This is a genomic window from Microbacterium azadirachtae (assembly GCF_000956505.1).
GTDB lineage: Bacteria > Actinomycetota > Actinomycetes > Actinomycetales > Microbacteriaceae > Microbacterium > Microbacterium azadirachtae_A.
In genome coordinates this window covers 13,285-33,315 of record NZ_JYIX01000025.1, presented here as the reverse complement: position 1 = coordinate 33,315, position 20,031 = coordinate 13,285, and the positions used below count along the sequence as shown (strand labels likewise).

Here is a 20,031-nt window from a genome sequence, read left to right as displayed (position 1 = left end):
ACGAGCACTTCGGTGCTCGTCCCCCTTTTCGTGTGTTCGACGGGGTCGTTGAGCGCCCTTCGTCTCGCTGCGCTCGCTCAGGGACCGTTCTTGGGATCGGTTCCTGAGCGAGGAGTCTTCGGAGAGGGCTGCGCTCAGCGGCTCCGCGCGGTGGAAGGGCGGCGCCGGCTGCGGGCGGAGCGACGCGGGCGGTGCGCTGACGCGGAGGCGGGCGCACCGAAGGACTCCAGCGCGCTGCGCGCGGCGGAGAGGGACGGGTAGCTGCCGAGGCGGCGGCTGTGTCGATCGTGCAGGACGTGGGACGCGCCGTCGACGGCCACGAAACCGGCATACTCGCCGTCTCGGGTCGCCACGTACACGTCGTGGTCGGCCTGTTTCCAGGTGATGTTCATGATGATGCTCAGATGTTCGAGGGCGGTGTCGACCGCCGGAAGGATCTCGCCGGGCGCGCGGACGCGCGTCGATGCGGTTCGCGGGCATATGCTCCGGCCGAGGGGGTTCGCGCGGTGCCGAAGAGACGTCGGCAGTCCAGGCGCGGAATCTCCGAGCCTAGCAGATCCTGCGCTCTCGTGCATACTTCAGCGCTCGCGCACCGGAACCGCGCCCCACGACACGGTGTCTGAGGCGAGCGCCCCGCCTTGCGCCGCCGCGACGGGGAGACCGGACGCGGACGTCGAATAGCATCGCCCTGGCAGCACTCGACGAGGAGGACGGAGACGGCGATGGCACGGTGGGACATCGAGGACATCGACGGGCTGATCTTCTCGGACGGATGGCGCGAGGGGACCGGCGGCGTCCAGCCGATCGTGTCGCCCGGCGACGGCCGCGTCGTGGCTCGGGCAGGACTCGCGGACGAGTCCGACGTCGAGCGCGCGGGCGCGAGCGCCGTCGTGGCGCAGAGCGCATGGGGCCGCACGTCGTACCGCACCAGATCCGACGTGCTCATGGGCGCGGCCGCCGCGCTGCGCGAGATCCGCGAGGACGTCGAGCACGTCCTGATCCGGGAGAGCGGATCCCTGCCGGGCAAGGCGCGCCACGAGGTCGACAAGGCGATCGACGAGCTCGTGGCCGCGGCGGGCCTCGTGACGATGTCCCAGGGCGACCTTCTGCCCGTCGAGGATCCGGGGACGATCGGGATGGCGCGGCGGATCCCCGTCGGCGTGGTCGGCGTGATCTCGCCCTGGAACGCCCCGCTCATGCTCGCGATCCGCTCAGTCGCGCCGGCGATCGCGCTCGGCAACGCCGTGCTGCTCAAGCCCGACGTCAAGACGGCGTTCTCCGGCGGCGCCGCGATCGCCGAGGTGTTCCGCCGAGCCGGGCTCCCGGACGGCGTCCTGCACGTGCTTCCCGGCGGCCCCGCGACGGGCGAGGCCGTGGTGCGCTCGCCGCACACGACCGTGATCTCCTTCACCGGCTCCTCGGCTGCGGGCCGCAGGGTGGGCGAGGTCGCGGGCGGCCTTCTCAAGCGCGTGGTGCTCGAGCTCGGCGGCAACAACGCCTTCGTCGTGATGGCCGACGCGGATCTGGATCAGGCGGTCGCCGCGGGCGTCGCCGGATCCTTCCGGCATCAGGGACAGATCTGCATGGCCACGGGACGCCATCTCGTGCACGAGAGCATCGCCGACGAGTACGTCGAGCGCCTGCGCGCCGCCGCCGCGGCGCTGGTGCCGGGAGACCCGCTCCTCGCCGGCACGACGCTCGGTCCCCTCATCACGGCCGCGCAGACCGAGCGCGTGCACGACATCGTGCAGGCCGCGGTCGCGGACGGCGCGCGCATCGTGCACGGCGGCGCGCACGACGGGCTGTTCTACGAGCCGACCGTGCTGGACGGCGTCGACGAGGGCAATGCCGCGTTTCGCTCGGAGATCTTCGGTCCCGTCGCCCCGGTCACCCGGTTCCGCACCGAGGCGGAGGCGCTCGCGCTGGCCAACGCCAGCGATTACGGCCTCACGGCCGCGATCCACACGCGCGACGTGGCCCGAGCGCTCGGCTTCGCCGCACGGCTCAGGGCCGGCATGGTGGCCGTCAACGGGCAGACGATCTACGACGCCGCGCACATCCCGATGGGCGGCATCGGCGCATCCGGCAACGGAGGCCGCCATGGCGGCCACTGGAATCTGGACGAGTTCACCTACTGGCAGTGGGTGACGGTCCCTACGATCTCGGGCTGAGAACCGGCCCGCGGGCGGAAGAGGACGTGCTGCTCCGAGGGGGACGGTACGTCCTCCTTCGTCGTCTCCGCGCGCGCTGACGGGATGCGACATCGTGTCGGAATCGCCGGCCGACTTTCGCGCTCATGGCACGTATCGTCGCGTTCCGGCGTCTCCCTAGCCTGGGATCTCCGCATTCGAGGAGGAATCCGTGACCGCATCCGTGAAGAGCCCCCGCGCCGCCCTGCCGCCGCTCGGCGAGGACGAGTGGCCCGAGGCCGTCGAGGTCGTCATCATGGGCGGCGGGCCGGTCGGCATGAGCTGCGCGATCCTGCTCGCCCAGCGCGGGATCGACGTGCTGCTCCTCGAGCGCCGCGACTTCGTGTTCCGGTTCCCCCGTGCGCACCTGCTCAACCCGCGCACCATGGAGGCGTTCCACGACATGGGAGTCGCGGAGGACATCTACGCGGCGACCCCGACCCACGATCGCTGGCGCAAGGCGGTCTGGTACACGACCGCGACGGGGCCGGGCCGATTCGACGGCCTCAAGATCGGCGAGGTCCCGGCGTGGGGCGGCGGACCCGACGCCGAGCGGTACCGCGCCTCGAGTCCCCGCGCCTTCGCGAACATGCCGCAGCTGCGGCTCGACCCGCTGATCCACCGGCATGCGGTCGCCGCCGCACCGGGCCGGATCCGCGCGAAGCAGGAGGCCGTCGACATCCGGCAGGACGCGGATTCCGCGACCGTCGTGATCCGCGACGCCGTCACGGACGATGTCCGCGAGGTGCGTGCGCGCTACGTGATCGCCGCCGACGGCGGGCGCGACAGCGCGGCCCTGCTCGGCGTCGAGCTGGAGGGGCCTCGGGACATGCGCGAGGTCGTGAACTACCACGTCAGCCTCGATCTTTCCGCCTGGTCGGAGCCGGACGCCCTGCTCGGCCACTTCCTGCACCCCGCGGGCGGGGCGCGGCGGCGCGGCACGATCCAGGCGCTCGGCCCCACGCACTACGACCGCGACTCCGAGGAGTGGCTGGTGTCGGTCGCCGGCTGGATGGTCGAGGGCGATCCGCATGACGAGGCAGCGCTGTTCGACTCCATCCGGCGCATGCTGGGCCTCGGCGAGGATCACGCGATCACGATGCACTCGATGACCCGCTGGACCTACAACGGGCTGGTCGCGAAACGCTTCCGCGCGGGTCACGTCTTCCTCGCCGGCGACGCCGCGCACAAGCATCCGCCGACCGGCGGTCTCGGACTGAACAGCGGCATCCAGGATGCGCAGAACCTCTGCTGGAAGCTGGCCGCGGTGCTCGACGGCCAGGCGCCGGATGCGCTTCTGGACAGCTATCAGGCCGAGCGCCGGCCGATCGTGGCCTGGTACACCGCGCACTCGCTGGAGAACGCGAACCGGCACCCTCCGATCGCCGCAGCCCTGGGGTTCGGCGAGGATGAGGCCGAGGGCTTCCGCAACCTCGAGGTGTTCGTGAGCGACACCCCGGAGGGGGAGGCGATGCGCGCTCGCGTCGCGACGGAGGTCGCGCACAACGCGCACGACTACAGCCAGCTGGGCGTCGAGGCAGGGTTCCACTACGAGGCGGGGGCGCTGGTTCCCGACGGGACTCCGGTGCCGGGAGACCCGTCGGATCCGACGGACTTCCAGGCCACCTCGCGTCCCGGGCACCACCTGCCGCACGTCTGGCTGCAGAGCCGCACCGCTCAGGACGGCCCGGCGCCGTCCTCGCATGACCTCGTCGCGCGGGTGGGACTGACCCTGCTCACCTCGACGTCCGCCGCCGCGCGCTGGCAGGAGGCGATCGACCTCATCGGCGGCGCCCTACCCGTCACGGTCGTCGCGATCGACGACGCCGACGAGGCCTGGCGCGCCGCGCGCCAGATCGGCGACGATGGTGCGTTGCTGGTGCGCCCCGACCGCAAGGTCGCCTGGCGTGCGGCCGAGATGCCGGCGGACCCCTCGATGGTGCTCGACGACGCGCTCGCGGTCATCCTCCGCGGAGGCCGCGCCCCCGCCGCGGATCCGGCCGAGCCGTTCCTGAAGCGGATCCGTGCGGCCGCGAGCGTGCTCGTGCAGTGAGCTCGTGCAGTGAGCTCGTGCACTGAGCGCGTGCACTGAGCTCGTGCAGTGGGCTCGGGCCGCGGCCTGAACCGCGGCCCCTCGGGCGGATCCGATTCGGACACCGTGTCGGATCCACCAGGAGGAGTTTCCCGCAGCCCGCCGATCCGCCCCGATGCGGGCTCTCATAGCGTCGAGACAGCGACGAAGCCCCGACCCTCCGGACCGCAGAAGATTCAGAAGGAGCCCCCGTGATCATCGATGTCCACGGCCACATGTCCGCCCCGGACGCGTACTACGCGTGGAAGGCCTCGCTGCTCGCCGCGCGGGGTTCGCACGGCGGCAAGCCTCCGGTCATCAGCGACGACGCCCTCATCGCCTCCTACAACGCGCCGCACCCGAGCTTCGGGAACATCTCCCACCTCGACCACATCGACGGCGCGGGGATCGATCTGCAGCTGCTCTCACCGCGTCCGTTCCACGCGATGCACTCGGAGCGCCCGACGAAGATCGTCGAGTGGTTCACGGCCGAGACCAACAACCTCATCCACCGCGCGACCGAGCTCTTCCCCGGCCGGTTCCAGGGCATCGCGGGGATCCCGCAGAGCCCGTACCTGAGCGTCGAGCAGTGGCTCCCCGAGCTGCGTCGCGCGGTCACCGAGCTCGGTTTCGTCGGGGCGATGGTCAACTCCGACCCCTTCGAGGGCACCGAGGTGCCGCCGGCGATGGGGGAGCGCTACTGGTACCCGCTGTACGAGGCGCTCTGCGAGCTCGACGTGCCGATGCTGCTGCACTCCGCGGGGTGCAAGTTCCCGTCCCGAGAGCCCTACAGCCTGCACTTCATCCAGGAGGAGACCGTCTCGGTCTGGAGCATGATCCAGGCGAACGTGTTCGCCGACTTCCCCGACCTCAAGGTCGTCGTCGCGCACGGCGGCGGAGCGATCCCGTACCAGATGGGCCGCTTCCTGCCCTCGGTCGTGCGTACAGGGGTCTCCTACCTCGACAAGCTGCGCAACTTCCACTTCGACTCCTGCCTCTACACGCAGGAGAGCCTCGAACTGCTGCTCAAGGCCGTCGGCACCGACCGGGTGCTCTTCGGATCCGAGAAGCCGGGAACAGGGTCGCAGATCGACCCCGCGACCGGACGCTGGTTCGACGACATCCACCTGCTCATCGACGACATCGAGTGGCTCGACGACGACCGTCGCGCCGACGTGCTCGAGAACAACGCGCGCGCCCTCTTCCGCCTCTGAAGGCCGCGCCCGCACTCCGAGAAAGGATCCACCATGACCGAGATCGTCGCCGGATTCGGCACCTCGCACGGCCCGCAGCTCAAGGCGGCGCCGCCCGAGGCCTGGGAGACCCGCGGGGTCGCCGACCGCCGCAGCAAGGGCCTGAAGTTCCGCGGCGGGACGTACTCGTTCGAGGAGCTCAAGGCCCTCCGCGAGGACTTCTCCGCCGAGATCACTCATGACGTCATGCAGCGCCGCTGGGACAGCTGCCAGGCGTCGATGGACGCCCTCTCCCGTTTCATCGAGGAGCAGGACGTGGACGTGCTCGTCATCATCTCGAGCGACCACAAGGAGACCTACGGCGACGAGTGGCTCGCGCCGTTCTCGGTCTTCTGGGGCGACGAGGTCGCGCACGCGCCGTACACCCAGGCGCAGCTGGACAAGATGGCGCCCGGTCTCGCCGAGGCCGCGATGGGCGACGTCCCGGACCGCACGGTCATGCGGCCCACGCACCGTGCGCTCGGAAAGCACATCATCCAGTCCACCCAGGCGGACGACTTCGACACCGGCGCGACCGAGGTCATCCCCGCCGGCCGCTACGAGAACCACACGATCCCGCACGGCTTCGGCTTCATCTACCAGCGCTTCCTCGGCCAGGAGTCGACGATCCCGATGGTGCCGATCTTCATCAACACCTTCTGGGAGCCGAACCCGCCGAGCGCCAAGCGCTGCTACGACTTCGGCCGCGCGGTGGGCCGGGCGATCCAGTCCTTCCCCGGCGACCTGCGCGTCGGCGTCGTCGCCTCGGGCGGCCTCAGCCACTTCGTGATCGACGAGAAGCTCGACTCCGAGTTCATCCAGGCGATGAAGGACCATGACGCCGAGTACCTGTCCTCGGTCCCCGCGGGCGAGATGATGTCAGGTGCCTCCGAGCTGCGCAACTGGATCGCGGTCGCCGGGATCGCCGACGAGGCGGGCCTCGGCGTCACGAACGTCGACTACGAGCCCTGCTACCGCACCGAGGCCGGCACGGGCAACGCGATGGGCTTCCTCACCTGGGAGCCGAACACCGGGGAGCGGAACGCCCGATGACAGATCCGATCGTCGCGGCGCTGCGCGGGCTGGACAGCTGCGCGGTGTCGGACGCGCTGGACACGCTCGGCCTGCCCGGCGCGGTGACCGCGCTGGCGCCGCGCTGGCCGTCCGGCACGGTGACGGCCGGCCGGGTGCGCACGGTCACGGCGGGCCCCAAGGCGAGGAGCGGGCCCGCGACGCACATCGCGACCCCGCTCGTGGCGGTCGCCGAGCCCGACGACGTCGTGGTGATCGACAACCACGGTCGCACCGACGTGTCGTGCTGGGGCGGCCTGCTCGCCGAGGCTGCCGTGCGCCGGGGCGTCGCCGGCGTGATCGTCGACGGCGCCTGCCGCGACGTGCAGGAGAGCGCCGCGCTCGGCCTGCCGCTGTACGCCCGCGCCGCGGTGCCGGTGAGCGCCCGCGGACGGATCGTGCAGCTGGCCTCGGACGAGCGGATCCAGATCTCCGGCGTCTCGGTCGCCTCGTACGACTACGTGATCGCCGACGTGAACGGCGTCGTGTTCGTCGCCGCGGATCAGGCGGAGCGCATCGTCGGCCTCGCGAGGCGCATCGCCGACCGCGAGGAGCGCATGGCGGAGGCCGTGCGCTCAGGCCGCGACGTGAGCGAGGTCATGCACGATTCCCAGTTCCCCACCGTCACCGCAGAGGAGCGAACCCCATGACCGACCCCCTCATCGAGCGCTTCCGCGCGCTGGGCACCGCGACCGTCTCCGATGCGCTCGACAAGCTGCGCCGCCCGGGGAGCCTGCTCGGCCTCGCCCCCCTCGCCGACGGTCAGCACATGGTCGGCCGCGCCTTCACGGTCCGCTACGTCAGCGCCCAGGTCCCGGCGGGAACGGTCGGGGACTTCATCGACCAGGTCGAGCCGGGCCAGGTCGTCGTGCTCGACAACGACGGACGCGTGGACTGCACCGTGTGGGGCGACATCCTCACCGCCGTCGCGCACCACCGCGGGATCGCCGGGACCGTGATCGAGGGCGTCTGCCGCGACACGCACCGCGCCCTCTCGATCGGCTACCCCATCTACAGCCGGGGACGCTTCATGCGCACGGGCAAGGACAGGGTCGAGGTCGCCGAGGAGCAGAGGCCGGTGACGATCGGCGGCGTCACCGTGCGTCCGGGCGACATCCTGCTCGGCGACTCCGACGGGGTCATCGTGATCCCGCAGGACTGCGAGGCCGAGGTGCTCGAGGTCGCGGAAGGCATACACGCCCGCGAGGAGTCGATCCTGGCCGCGGCGCTCGGCGGAGCCTCGATCGCCGAGGCCAGGGCGCGCTACGGCTATCACGACCTGCAGCGGGCCGAGGCGTGAGCGGCGCCGGAGCGCGCGAGGTCGCGGAGTACGACGTCGCGGAGCTGCTGCGACTCGGGAGCGCGACCCTGTACGAGGCGTCGGGGCTGGACTGCTTCCTCGACGCCGCGTTCCGTCCCGCCTGGGACGGGGCGGCGATCGCGGGCCGCGCGGTGCCCGTGTCGGCGCAGGCCGGAGACAACCTCGCGCTGCACCACGGCCTCGAGGCCGCGGGCCCTGGCGACGTGCTCGTCGTCGACGGCGGAGGAGCGCCCTTCGGATACTGGGGCGAAGTGATGGCGGTCGCGGCGCAGGCGCGCGGCATCGCGGGGCTCGTGATCGACGGCGGGGTGCGCGATACCGCGCAATTGCAGGAGCTGGGCTTCGCTGCGTTCAGCACCTCGATCTCGATCCGCGGCACGATCAAGCAGTGGCCGGGGACGATCGGGATACCGATCACGCTGCGCGGCCGGGTCGTGCATGAGGGCGACCTCGTCGTCGCCGACCGTGACGGCGTCGCGATCCTGCCCTCCGGCGACGTCGACCGGATCCTGGACGCGGCCCGCGCCCGCGCCGCCAAGGAGGACGCCTACCTGGCGCGTCTGCGCGCGGGCGAACTCACCCTCGACCTCTACGACTTCCGCCGCCTCGGGGATCCGATCCGCCGGGCGGCCGACACGAACGGAGCACGATGACCGGCACGACGGACGCCGACGTCCTCATCATCGGAGCGGGCCCGGTCGGCCTGCTGGCCGCGCTCGATCTCTCGTCCCGTGGCGTCTCCGCGGTCGTGGTCGAGACGCGCGACTTCCTCGAGCCGCCGAACGTGAAGTGCAACCACGTCGCCTCCCGCACGATGGAGAGCCTGCGCCGGCTGGGGATCGCCGCCGAGGTGCGCGCCGCGGGTCTGCCCGCCGACTACCCGCAGGACGTCGCCTTCCGCACGTCCCTCACCGGGACCGAGCTGTCCCGCATCCCGATCCCGGCGAGCGGCGAACGGTACACCGCGACCGTCGGCCCGGACACGACGTGGGCGACCCCGGAGCCGCCGCACCGCATCAACCAGACGTTCCTGGAGCCGATCCTCGCCCGGCGCGCCGCCGCGGCGCCCGGCGTGACGCTCCTCAATCGCACCCGCTTCCACTCCTTCGCGCAGGACGATGACGGGGTGACCGCGACGATCAGCGAGCTCGACGGCGGGAACGAGCGCACGCTGCGCGCCCGCTACCTCATCGGCGCGGACGGCGGACGATCCGCGGTGCGCAAGCAGACCGGCGCGAAGCTCAGCGGCGACCCGGTGCTGCAGCACGTGCAGTCCACCTGCATCCGCGCTCCGCACCTGTACGGGCTCATGTCGGCCGAGGAGCCGCGCGCGTGGGGCTACTACACCTTCAACCCGCGGCGGGTCGGACACGTCTACGCGATCGACGGCGCCGGAACCTTCCTCGTGCACACCTACCTCTCGCCCGAGGAGGCGGAGGATCCAGGATCCGTCGACCGCGACGCCTCGATCCGCGCGATCCTGGGCGTCGATGAGGACTTCGCCTATGAGGTCGTCTCGAAGGAGGACTGGGTCGCGCGGCGGCTGCTCGCGGACCGCTTCCGCGACGGCAGGGTCTTCATCGCGGGGGACGCGTGCCACCTCTGGGTGCCGTTCGCCGGGTTCGGCATGAACGCGGGCATCGCTGACGTCCTGAACCTCACCTGGCTGCTCGGCGCGCGGATCGCCGGCTGGGCGGACGAGCGGATCCTGGACGCCTACCAGGCCGAGCGGCGCCCGATCACCGAGCAGGTCTCGCACTTCGCGATGAGCCACCAGCAGAAGCTCGCGAAGCCGGGGCTGCCCGCGGCGCTCGAGGAGGAAGGGCCGGAGGGGGACGAGGCGCGACGTGCCTTCGGCGCCGCCGTGCACGACCTCAACGAGCCGCAGTTCGCGGCCGCGGGGCTCAACTACGGCTACAGTTACGACGCCTCGCCGATCATCCGCTACGACGGCGGGAAGGCGCCCGGCTACACGATGGGCGCGTACACGCCCTCGACCGTGCCCGGCTGCCGCGCCCCGCACTTCCGGCTCGAGGACGGCGCCTCGCTCTACGATCTGCTCTCCCCGGGATACACCGCGGTCTGCACGCCCGGCGCACACGTCGACGTCCTCGCGGCGGCCGCCGAGCTCCGCGGGATCCCGTTCGCCGTGATCGAGGCCCCTCGGCCACCGGCGGAGTACGACCAGCCGATCACGCTCGTGCGGCAGGATCAGACCGTGGTCTGGCGCGGCGCCGCCCCCACCGCGCCGGAGGCCGCCGCGCTCTGGGAGCGGCTGCGCGGCGCCGCCTGAGCCGCCTGGCGGTTGCCGCGTTTCGTCTCGGTCGCCTGCGGCGTCCTCGCTCAACGATCCCGGGGAGGGAGACTCGGGGTCGTTGAGCGAGCCCCGGCGCAGCCGGATCGAGACGAAACAAGGTCCCCACCCGGCGGGCGCCGGCACGTCAGCGGCGGATGACCTTCGTCGCCGCCATCGCCTTGAGCCCCTCGACGCCGAACTCCAGGCCGTAGCCGGAGGCCTTGGTGCCGCCGAACGGGATCGAAGGGTCGACGCCGCCGTGCTGGTTGATCCAGACCGTTCCGGCATCGAGACGCTGCGCCACGGCGGCGGCCTCATCGGCATCGGGGCCCCACACCGAGGCGCCGAGGCCTTGTTCGGTGCCGTTCGCGCGGCGCACCGCATCGTCGACGTCGGAGTAGCGCACCACGGGCAGCACGGGTCCGAACTGCTCCTCGTCGACGATCGCCGCGCCGTCCTCCACGTCGGCGACGATCGTGGCGCGGTAGAACAGCGGGCCGAGCTCGGCAGCCGGCTCTCCGCCCGTGACGATCCTGCCCCCGCGGGCGCGGGCGTCCTCTACGAGGCGCGTGACGATGTCGAACTGCGCCGGGTTCTGCACCGGGCCGAGCCGGTTGCTCTTGTCGTGTCCCGACCCCATCGGGGCCGCCTCGGCGCGCTCGGCGAGGGCCGCGACGATGTCGTCGTAGACCGAATCGTGCACGTAGAGGCGCTTGAGCGCGGCGCACACCTGGCCGGTGTTCATGAACGCGCCCCAGAACAGGCGGTCGGCGATCGCGGAGACGTCCGTGCCCGGCAGCACGATCCCCGCATCGTTCCCGCCGAGCTCGAGCGTGAGGCGGGCGAGGTTGTGTGCAGAGCTCTCCACGATGCGGCGGCCGGTGGGGGTGGATCCGGTGAAGACGATCTTGGCGATGCCGGGGTGGGCGGCCAGGGCGGCGCCGACCCCGCGGTCTCCGGAGATCGCGGTGACGACGTCCGCGGGCAGGTGCCGGCGGAAGATCTCGGCGAGGGCCAGCACGCTCAGCGGCGTGTTCTCGGAGGGCTTCATGACGACGGTGTTGCCCATGCGCAGCGCAGGGGCGATGTGCCAGACCGAGATCATGACGGGGAAGTTCCAGGGACCGATCGAGGCGACGACGCCGAGCGGGACGTAGTGCAGCTCGGTGCGGGAGGCGCCGTCCTCGCGCAGCACCTGCGGATCCAGGGCGGTGTCGGCCGCGGCACGCAGCCAGTGCGCGGCGCCGTGCACCTCGCCGGCGCCGTCGATCTTGCCCTGCTCCGCCGTGACGATCTCGCCGAGCTCCTCTGCGTGCGCGTCGAGGTCGTCGGCGATGAGGTGCAGCAGGCGTGAGCGCTCGGCGTGGCCGAGGGCGGCCCAGCCGGGCTGCGCGGCGCGGGCGGCGTCGATCGCCCGATCCAGGTCCGCCACCGAGCGGACCGGCGCGCGTCCCACTTCCGCGCGGGTGGCGGCGTCCAGGATCGGGCGACCGTCGGGGACGGAGACCGAGGTCAGCAGTGCGTTCATGGCAGCTCCCTTGCGTGCGGCGGGACCGGGGCGTTCGGAGGGTGCCCCGCAATCGACTCTAATCAATATAGTCAATTAGTGGATCCGTGTCTCCCGATCACCGCAGGCCGGCGAGCGTCGCGACCCGCAGTGCCGTGTGCAGTTCGCGACGCACACCGCCGTCGGCGAGGTCGACGTCGGCGATGGCGCGGATCCGGTCGAGTCGGTAGTAGAGGGTGCTCCGGTGCACGTGGAGCTCCTGGGCGGTGCGCTGCGCATCGCATCCGCAGTCCAGATAGGCCTCGAGCGTGTGCGCGAGATCGGGGCCGGACTGCGCGTCGAGGAGGCGCTGCACGGCTTCGGGCAGGTCGGTCAGGGCGAGTTCCGCGAGCGGCAGCTGCAGCAGCACGCGGTCGAGGCCCAGGTCCGCCCAGTGCGCGACGCTCCCGCGGTCGTCGTCGACGACCGCGGCGCGCTGGGCGATCCGTGCCTCTCGGAGGGAGCGGAAGGCTGCGGCGAGCGGGGCGTGCGCGCCGCCGATCCCGGCGCGCAGCGCGGAGAACGCCGGCTGGGCGAGCAGGGCCGTGAGGCGGTCGGCGTCGATCTCGTAGGGCACGGCGATCACGGCCTCGCCGTCGATCACGGCCCCGACGGCCTTGAGCGTGGGGAACACCGGGATGCTCGCGACGGCCCTGTCCAGCAGCAGCCGCAGGGTTGCCACGCTCGCAGCCGCGCCGGGGGCGACGGTGAGCGAGATCGCCGTGTAGTGCGGGGCGGGGGAGAGCAGGCCGCTCGTGAGCAGTTCGTCCGCCGCCCGCGCGCGGTGCTCCGTGCCGCCGAACAGTGCGGAGAGCAGGCGCAGGGCCCTGTCCTCGTCCTGCCGGTTGCCGAGCGCCATCGCCGCGAGCACCACGCCGAGCTGCTCGCGCCCGGTGCGCAGCACTTCGTCGTCGGCGACGGGCTCGTGTCCGTCGGGGATCGTCGACGAGACGTAGCCGACGAGGTGGCCGTCGTGCCGGATCGGCGCGACGAGCCTGGTCTGCCCGCCCTCGATCGCCGGGATCAGCACGGGGCCGTCGGCCTGGCCGACCCGGAACTCCTTGATCGACTCCCGGGCGCGGGACGACCCGCGGTGGGCCAGGATGATCGCCAGCCGCGCGTGGTCGACATCCCCGTCGTGCACGCTGAACGCGGTGACCGTGAACTCCGCGTCGAACACGATGATGGGCCGCCCGAGCCGGTCCGCATAGGCCTGCACCTGCGCTTCGAGGGTCATCGCCCGCCTCCCTGTCTTCCTGCGCTCCCCGCTGTCCGCCGGAAGCCGTCGCGAACCCCTGCGAGGTGTGAGCGTGAGCGCCCGCGTTGCAGGGAATCGGGAAATAGATCTATATTCATTATATTCATTTCTTGAGAGGCGATGCGATGGCAAAGATGACAGGCGGCGACGCGCTCACCCTGGCCCTGCTCAGCGAGGGTGTCGAGACGGTCTTCGGAATCCCGGGCGTGCAGCTCGACGGGCTCACCGACGGGATGTACCGCAAGCGGGACGAGATCGACCTGATGGTCCCGCGGCACGAGCAGAGCACGACCTACATGGCGGACGGCTACCACCGGGCGTCCGGCAAGCCGGGTGTCGCGATGGTGGTCCCCGGTCCCGGCGTGCTCAACGCCGGGGCCGGCATGGCGACGGCCTATGCGTGCTCCTCGCAGGTGATGCTGCTGGCCGGCACGATCCCCTCCCGTCTCGTCGGCGGCGGCCTCGGCGCGCTGCACGAGATCCCGCGTCAGACCGAGACCGTCGAGGGCCTGACCAAGTGGTCGATGCGCCCGACCAGGGCCGAGGAGATCCCCGAGCTCGTGCACGAGGGCTTCCGGCAGATGCGCACGGGGCGTCCCCGCCCGGTGGCGCTCGAGCTCGGACCGGACCTGCTGCACGCCGAGATCGACGTCGAGGTCGGCGATCCTTTCGCCGTGGATGCGCCGGTCGCGCCCGCCGAAGACGTGACGGCGCTCCTGCGCCTGCTCGCCGAGAGCGAGCGCCCGGTCCTGCACGTCGGCGGCGGCGTGCGCGGGCATCGCGCGTTCGCGCTGATCGCCGCCCTCGCCGAGCGGCTGGACGCCCCCGTGGTCATGAGCGAGAACGGCCGCGGCGCGATCGACGCACGGGATCCGCACGCTCTGCCCGCCTTCGCCCTCTGGGAGCTGCGCGCCACGGCGGATCTCGTGATCTCCTTCGGGAGCCGGTTCCTCACCCCGTTCGGGCAGCAGGTGAACGTCGGGGAGGCGAAGGTCGCACTCGTGAACGTCGAGGCGGCCGATCTCGGCGCGCCCCGGAAGCCCGACCTCGCGATCAGGGCCGACGCCACCGCGCTGCTCGAGGCGCTCGTCGCCGAGGCGCCGGCGCGCGAGGGCTGGGGCGAGGAGCTGCGCCGCCTCCGCGCCGAGTGCGAGGAGCGGATCCGCGAGCGCGTCGCGCCGCAGATGGCCTTCGTCGACGCCATCCGCGCCGCCCTGCCCGAGGACGGCGTGTACGTCAACGAGCTCACCCAGATCGGATACGTCTCGACGTACGGCTTCCCCGTGCAGGCTCCGCACTCGTACGTGTGGCCCGGCTACCAGGGCACGCTCGGCTACGCGATGCCCACCGCTCTCGGCGCGGCGGTCGGCGCGGGCGGGCGCCCGGTCGTCGCCGTCACAGGGGACGGCGGGATCGGCTGGTCGCTGCAGGAGTTCGCGACCGCCAAGCGCTACGGGATCCCCCTGGTCACGGTGCTGTTCGAGGACGGTCGGTTCGGCAACGTGTGGCGCATCCAGCGCGACACGTACGGCGGGCGGTTCATCGGCTCCGAGCTCGTGAACCCCGACTTCGCGGTGCTCGCGCAGGCGTTCGGCATCGACTTCGTCGACGTCGAGGATGCGGACGGCGTCCGTACGGCGATCGAGGCCGCGATCGCGGCCCGGCGCCCGGCGATCGTCCGGGTGCGGGTGGACGTCTTCCCCTCGCCCTGGTCGCTCATCCACGAGAAGCACTGATCCGCGCGGGGGCTGCGGCGGCCGGTGGGGGAGCGATCCCGTCCGTCCGCGGCAGCCCCCGATCCGGTGTCCGGTGACGCGCCGGCGTGATGCGGCGAACCTCATCGGGGGCCGACGTGCGCGAGGGCGAGCGAGGCGAGCGCCGCAGCCTGATCCGCGAGCACGCCGTCGTCGAACAAGGCGCGGGGGGAGTGGTTCATCTCCGCCTCGTCGGGATCGATCCCGGCGGGGGTGGCGCCGAGGAAGAGGAACGCGCCAGGCACCTCGTCGAGAACCGCGGAGAAGTCCTCCGACGCCATCGAGGGCTCGGTCGCGAGCGCCGCGCGCTCCGGGCCGAGAAGCCCGCCGATCGTGGCGAGCGCCCGCTCCGCGCAGGTCTCGTCGTTGACGGTGACCGGATAGACCGTGCGGAACGAGACCGTGGCACGGCAGCCGTGCGCGGCCGCGATCCCCTCCGCGAGCGCGGGCAGCTCGGCCTCCAGCGTCCGTCTGCTGCGCTCCGAGAGGATGCGGATCGTCGCGCCGAGGGAGGCCGTGTCGGGGATCGCGTTGATGATCTCGCTGCCGGCGAGCTTCGTGACCGAGAGGACGATCGGATCCGAGGTCGGGAAGCGGCGGGTCGCGAACGCGTGCAGGGCGAGGACGATCTGCGCGACGGCCGGTACAGGGTCGATCGCCTGATGCGGGCGGGATCCGTGTCCGCCGCGGCCCTCGACCACGATCTCGAGCGCGCAGGCTCCCGCCATGATCGTGCCGCCCCTGGTCGAGAACACCCCGGCCGGCCCGGGAAGCACATGGACGCCGTAGGCCGCCTCGACGCGCGGCCCCGCCGCGTCGAGGACGCCCTCGCGGATCATCCGCAGCGCCCCGCCTCCGGCCTCCTCGCCCGGCTCGAACATGAGCACGACCGAGCCCGTCAGCCGCTCCCGGCGTGCGGCCAGCAGCCGTGCCGCGCCGACGAGGCCCGCCGTGTGCAGGTCGTGCCCGCAGGCGTGCATGACCCCCTCGACGCCCGAGGCGTAGGGGAGTCCGGTGCGCTCCTGCACCCGGAGGGCGTCCATGTCGGCGCGCAGCAGCACGGCGGGACCGGGGCGGGCGCCGCGCACGACAGCGGTGACCGAGGAGAAGTCCCCCGGGCCCGCAGTCGTCTCGAGGTCGAGCCCGTCGAGGGCGTCGAGCACGGCGCGCTGCGTCCGGGGGAGGGCGAATCCCGCCTCGGGATGGGCGTGCAGGGCCCGCCGCAGTGCGACGAGCTCAGGCAGGAGGGCTCCGGCGTCGGCGCGGAGCGCGGCGGGATCCGTCATGAGGACTCCTTCGTCCCTGATCGACGATCCGAGGCCGTCGATGGTCATTGGATATGATGAATATATCCAATAGATGGTGCGCCGACGCGGGTCACCTCATACTCTGTACTCACGCGTGGCCGGCTCGGGGTCACCGCAGGGATCACCGGGGGAAAGTCATGACGCAGATCACCAACGCCGCTGTCGCCGTGCAGGTCGCGAAGTCGCTCGAGGACGAGATCGTCTCGGGCGGCTGGAAGGCGGGGCACTTCATCGGGCGGCGGCAGGAGCTCGCCACCCGCTTCGGCGTGGCGCCGGCGACCCTCGGCGAGGCCATCCAGCTGCTCCGTTCGCGCGGCATCGTCGATGCGAAGCCCGGTCCCGGTGGCGGCATCTTCGTCGCGTCGCGCTCGCCGTTCATGCAGCTCAGCGACCAGCTGCTGCAGCTGCGCGAGGGCAAGGCGACGGCGAGCGACTGTCTCCGGGTGCTGGACGCGCTGGACGGGCTCGTGCTGCACGATGCGATCGAGCACGCGGGCGACGACGACATCGCCGAGATCACGGCGCTCGCCGATCGGCTCCAGGCCGTGTGGGACACCGACAAGGGGCCCTCGGCGATCTGGGCGCTGCACGCGCGGATCGCCCTGATCACCCCGAACGAGCTGCTGCGCAGCCTCTACACCAACCTCGTCGACTACATCATCGCCGAGCAGCTCGAAGGTGCCACGGCGCCCAGCACGCCGGCGCGGCTTCGCACTCACCTGGACTTCGCGGCGGCGGTCGCCGGACGCGATCATGCCCTCGCGCGCTCCGCGGCCGAGCGGCACCGGCATTCCTCGGTCGCCACGCTGCTCTCCTGAGGGTTCGGAGGGGGCGGCGCGGGTTGACAGGACGACGCGTCTTCAATAATGTTCATATTCATTATTAAGAATTAACTTCCGCCCCGAGGAGGACGCATGCCGCTCGAGTTCCGAGGCGTCGTCGATGAGATGCTGCAGACCCCGAACCGTCCCTCTGGGGCGACCCCGCCGCCCATCCGGCTCTCCCAGAACGAGATGCCCTGGACGCCGTCCGCGCCGATCGTGGCGGCGATGACCGCGGCGGTCGAGACGTCGCACCGTTACCCCGACTACCACCGTGCCGCGGCCCGTGCCGCGATCGCCGGAGCGCTCGGCGTCGACCAGGACCGCGTGGCCGTGGACAACGGATCCGGATCGCTCCTGCACGGTCTCGCGCGGCTGGTCTGCGAGCCGGGCGTGCACGGCGTCTACCCTGTGCCGTCCTTCGAGGCGTACAAGGCCGCGCTCGGTCTCGCCGGGGCCGATGCGACCGCGGTCAGTCTCGCCGAGGACGGCGCCATGGACCTCGCGGCGATGGCCGCCGCGATCCGCCCCGAGACGCGCATCGTGTACCTCTGCAACCCGAACAACCCGACCGGCGGTCTGATCCCGGTCGAGGGCCTGCGGGAGTTCCTCCGGAGCGTGCCGGAGAACGTGATCGTCGTGCTCGACGAGGCCTACCGGGAGTTCGTCACGGACGAGCCGGTCGAGGCCGCCCTGCCACTGCTGGACGAGTTCGACAACCTCGTGATCCTGCGCACGCTCTCGAAGTCGCACGGACTCGCCGGCATCAGAGCCGGCTACGCCGCAGCCTCCGAGCGGATCGCGGAGGCGCTGCGGCGCACCTCGGTCGGCTTCGCGCTGAACGGGATCGCCGAGGCCGCCCTCATCGCGGCCTTCAGCCCCGAGGGCATCGCGATCGCCGAGGAACGGGTGGCGACGATCGTCGCGGAGCGCGCGCGCATGGTACGCGCCCTCGACGAGGCGGGCGTGGCGGTGCTCCCCAGTCAGTCCAACTTCCTCTTCCTCCCGGGCGACGCGGGAGCGCTCATGGCGCGTTTCGCGGAGCAGGGCGTCCTCGCCCGGCCGTTCCCGAACGCCGGCGGCGCGCGCGTCACGGTCGGCCTCCCCGCGGAGAACGACGCCGTCCTGGCCGCCCTTCTCTGAGCCCCCTGATCGATCCCCGGCGCGTCGCGATCGCGCGCCGGGGATCGCCGACGGACACGATCGCACCCCTGGCGGCCCGGGTTCCGACACCGTGTCGGATCGCCCGGGAAGGACTTCGGAGCCGGGCCCGATGAGGCCCGCGCAGCGGCTTCCTACGCTGACAACACGACAGACGGAGCGGTCTGATCCCGGGTGACCGGAGGTCTCGGATCCGCTCTCGCGAACGGAAGAAGAGGGCAGTGACGGCAAGCGACTTCGAACGCGACCGGCGAGCATCGATCCGGCGCTCGATGACCGGCGGGTTCGGGTGGACGGTGTTCCTCGCCGCGCTGACGCTCGTGTTCGTCTACCCGGTCTCGATGATCGCGATCGGCGCGTTCCGCGACGGCCTCCCGTCGGACGATCTGCCCTTCACGCTCGGCGGACTGCTCGCGGCGTTCCAGGATCCCGAGACCTGGAAGACCATGGGCAACTCGCTGCTGCTCGTCGTCGTGTGCGGCACGATCTCGGTCGCCGGCGGAGGGCTCTTCGCCTGGATCGCGGCGAACACCAACGTCCCCGGCCGCCGCCTGCTGACGCCCCTCATGGCGGTCAACCTGTTCGTGCCGCCGCTGTTCCACACGCTCGGCTGGATCATGCTGGGCAACCCGCAGAACGGCCTGCTGAACCAGTTCGGCCGCATGCTCGGCATGCAGGGGCCGCTCATCAACATCCAGAGCTGGGGCGGCCTGTTCCTGCTCATGTCGCTCGGCTACATGCCGTTCGCGTACCTGCTCATGCTCGGCGCCTTCAAGAACCGGGATCAGTCGCTCGACGAGGCCGCCTCGATCAGCGGCGCGGGAGCCGTGCGGACCTTCTTCACGATCACGATCCCCTCGGTCGGGCCCGCGATCACCGGGGCCGCGATCCTCATCGCCGTGCTCGTGTTCCAGTCGTTCGACAGCCCTCAGCTGATCGGGCGTCAGGCCAACATCTTCGTGTTCTCGACGCAGATCTTCCACTACGTGCGCGACCAGGCGCCCGCCGAGTACACGAAGGCCTTCGCGCTCTCGCTCGTGCTCATCGTGCTCGTGCTGCTGCTCTTCCTCGCGCAGCGCTGGATCCTCCGCGGGCGCAGCTTCACGACCCTCTCCGGCAAGACCTCCCGCCGCGAGCCGCAGGAGCTCGGACCCGTGCGCTGGGTGCTCTCCGCCCTCATCGTCGTCTTCCTGCTGCTGAACCTGATCCTGCCCCTGTTCGCGATGATCCTCGGCAGCCTGCAGCCGATCTTCGGGGTGATGAGCACCGGGCTGACGTTCGACAACTACGTGCAGATGCTCACGGATCCCGAGTTCAGCTCGAGCCTGGGACTCACGGCCTGGCTCGCGGTGATCGGCGGCTTCGGCTCGATCGCGGTCGCCCTGCTCACGACCTACGTCACGGCGCGCCGCACCGGCTTCATCCGCTCGTACACGTCGTTCTCGGTGTGGATCCCGTGGGCGCTGCCCGGCATCGTCCTGGCGCTCGCGTACATGTTCGCGGTGCTCTACGTGCCGGCCTTCCGCAGCCTCTACGGGACCGCGTTCCTCATGACGCTCGTGCTCATCGTCGCGACGATCCCGGTCTCCAGCCGGATCGCCGAGGGGGCGCTCGCGCAGCTCTCGCCGGAGCTCGAGGAGGCGGGACGCACGTCCGGCGCCGGGTCCTGGCGCGTGCTGATCACGATCGTGCTCCGCCTCGTCGTGCCCAGCTTCCTGTCCGGCTGGTTCCTCTCCGCACTGTTCATCGCCGGCAACCTGTCGGTGCCGATGCTGCTCGCCCCTCCCGGACTGCAGCCGGTCTCGCTGACCGCGTTCCAGCAGTTCCTGCAGGGCAACATGTCGCAGGGCGCCGCCCTGTTCATGATCATCCTCGTCGCGGCCATGGCCGTGCTCGCGCTCGCCGCCGGCTCCATGAAGCTCGCCGCAGTCCTCCGCGCCCGCGCCGGACGCTCCGGCCGTGCCCCCTCAGTCCCCCTCACCCGGATCACCCCCTGACACACCC

Annotated in this window: 16 protein-coding genes; 12 read left to right on the top strand and 4 right to left on the bottom strand. The window is 71.6% G+C overall.

Translation table 11 applies throughout. The features are described 5' to 3' along the window. Nucleotides 1-134: 134 nt before the first annotated feature. A complete protein-coding gene (locus tag RS86_RS03115) occupies nt 135-392 on the bottom strand; it encodes a hypothetical protein (protein ID WP_045270758.1) in 258 nt (85 codons plus the stop codon). A 330-nt stretch (nt 393-722) separates the two neighbouring features. Here RS86_RS03115 and RS86_RS03110 point away from each other — a divergent pair, with 330 nt between their 5' ends. From RS86_RS03110 to RS86_RS03075, 8 genes are all read left to right on the top strand, one after another. Next, nucleotides 723-2,171: an aldehyde dehydrogenase family protein gene (locus RS86_RS03110; RefSeq protein WP_045270757.1), complete on the top strand. Its 1,449-nt coding sequence runs from the start codon at nt 723-725 to the stop codon at nt 2,169-2,171. A 190-nt stretch (nt 2,172-2,361) separates the two neighbouring features. Then, nucleotides 2,362-4,242, top strand: coding sequence for an FAD-dependent monooxygenase (locus tag RS86_RS03105; RefSeq protein ID WP_052680041.1), 1,881 nt, complete (start codon nt 2,362-2,364; stop codon nt 4,240-4,242). A gap of 230 nt (nt 4,243-4,472) precedes the next feature. Then, complete coding sequence (locus RS86_RS03100; protein WP_045270756.1) at nt 4,473-5,474, top strand: amidohydrolase family protein; 1,002 nt, start codon at nt 4,473-4,475, stop codon at nt 5,472-5,474. 33 nt (nt 5,475-5,507) lie between these two features. Beyond that, nucleotides 5,508-6,545, top strand: coding sequence for a hypothetical protein (locus RS86_RS03095; protein ID WP_045270755.1), 1,038 nt, complete (start codon nt 5,508-5,510; stop codon nt 6,543-6,545). Beyond that, nucleotides 6,542-7,213: an RraA family protein gene (locus RS86_RS03090; protein WP_045270754.1), complete on the top strand. Its 672-nt coding sequence runs from the start codon at nt 6,542-6,544 to the stop codon at nt 7,211-7,213. The genes RS86_RS03095 and RS86_RS03090 overlap by 4 nt, the downstream gene beginning before the upstream one ends. Next, nucleotides 7,210-7,863 (top strand): RraA family protein, encoded by a 654-nt coding sequence (locus RS86_RS03085; protein ID WP_045270753.1) that lies wholly within the window; start codon nt 7,210-7,212, stop codon nt 7,861-7,863. Before RS86_RS03090 ends, RS86_RS03085 begins: the two co-directional genes overlap by 4 nt. Continuing rightward, the gene (locus tag RS86_RS03080) at nt 7,860-8,537 is read left to right on the top strand and encodes a 4-carboxy-4-hydroxy-2-oxoadipate aldolase/oxaloacetate decarboxylase (RefSeq protein WP_045270752.1); all 678 of its coding nucleotides are present in this window, start codon (nt 7,860-7,862) and stop codon (nt 8,535-8,537) included. The genes RS86_RS03085 and RS86_RS03080 overlap by 4 nt, the downstream gene beginning before the upstream one ends. Next, nucleotides 8,534-10,177: an FAD-dependent monooxygenase gene (locus RS86_RS03075; protein WP_045270751.1), complete on the top strand. Its 1,644-nt coding sequence runs from the start codon at nt 8,534-8,536 to the stop codon at nt 10,175-10,177. Before RS86_RS03080 ends, RS86_RS03075 begins: the two co-directional genes overlap by 4 nt. A gap of 148 nt (nt 10,178-10,325) precedes the next feature. Here RS86_RS03075 and RS86_RS03070 read toward each other — a convergent pair whose 3' ends face one another. Both RS86_RS03070 and RS86_RS03065 read right to left on the bottom strand, forming a co-directional pair. Next, a complete protein-coding gene (locus RS86_RS03070; protein ID WP_045270750.1) occupies nt 10,326-11,708 on the bottom strand; it encodes an aldehyde dehydrogenase family protein in 1,383 nt (460 codons plus the stop codon). A gap of 97 nt (nt 11,709-11,805) precedes the next feature. Beyond that, on the bottom strand, nt 11,806-12,963 hold the full coding sequence (locus RS86_RS03065) for a PucR family transcriptional regulator (protein ID WP_045270749.1): 1,158 nt from the start codon (nt 12,961-12,963) through the stop codon (nt 11,806-11,808). Between the two features lie 146 nt (nt 12,964-13,109). Here RS86_RS03065 and RS86_RS03060 point away from each other — a divergent pair, with 146 nt between their 5' ends. Further along, nucleotides 13,110-14,720 carry a thiamine pyrophosphate-binding protein gene (locus tag RS86_RS03060; RefSeq protein ID WP_045270748.1) on the top strand — a complete coding sequence of 537 codons (1,611 nt, stop codon included), beginning with the start codon at nt 13,110-13,112 and terminating at the stop codon, nt 14,718-14,720. 101 nt (nt 14,721-14,821) lie between these two features. On the opposite strand, the gene RS86_RS03055 is transcribed toward RS86_RS03060, so the two are convergent. Then, the gene (locus RS86_RS03055) at nt 14,822-16,024 is read right to left on the bottom strand and encodes a M20 metallopeptidase family protein (RefSeq protein ID WP_045270794.1); all 1,203 of its coding nucleotides are present in this window, start codon (nt 16,022-16,024) and stop codon (nt 14,822-14,824) included. A 158-nt stretch (nt 16,025-16,182) separates the two neighbouring features. Between RS86_RS03055 and RS86_RS03050 the strand changes: the two genes are divergently transcribed. From RS86_RS03050 to RS86_RS03040, 3 genes are all read left to right on the top strand, one after another. Beyond that, a complete protein-coding gene (locus RS86_RS03050; protein WP_045270747.1) occupies nt 16,183-16,863 on the top strand; it encodes a FadR/GntR family transcriptional regulator in 681 nt (226 codons plus the stop codon). Between the two features lie 96 nt (nt 16,864-16,959). Continuing rightward, nucleotides 16,960-18,009 carry a pyridoxal phosphate-dependent aminotransferase gene (locus RS86_RS03045; protein ID WP_045270746.1) on the top strand — a complete coding sequence of 350 codons (1,050 nt, stop codon included), beginning with the start codon at nt 16,960-16,962 and terminating at the stop codon, nt 18,007-18,009. A 239-nt stretch (nt 18,010-18,248) separates the two neighbouring features. Then, the gene (locus RS86_RS03040; RefSeq protein WP_045270745.1) at nt 18,249-20,024 is read left to right on the top strand and encodes an ABC transporter permease; all 1,776 of its coding nucleotides are present in this window, start codon (nt 18,249-18,251) and stop codon (nt 20,022-20,024) included. Nucleotides 20,025-20,031 lie beyond the last annotated feature (7 nt).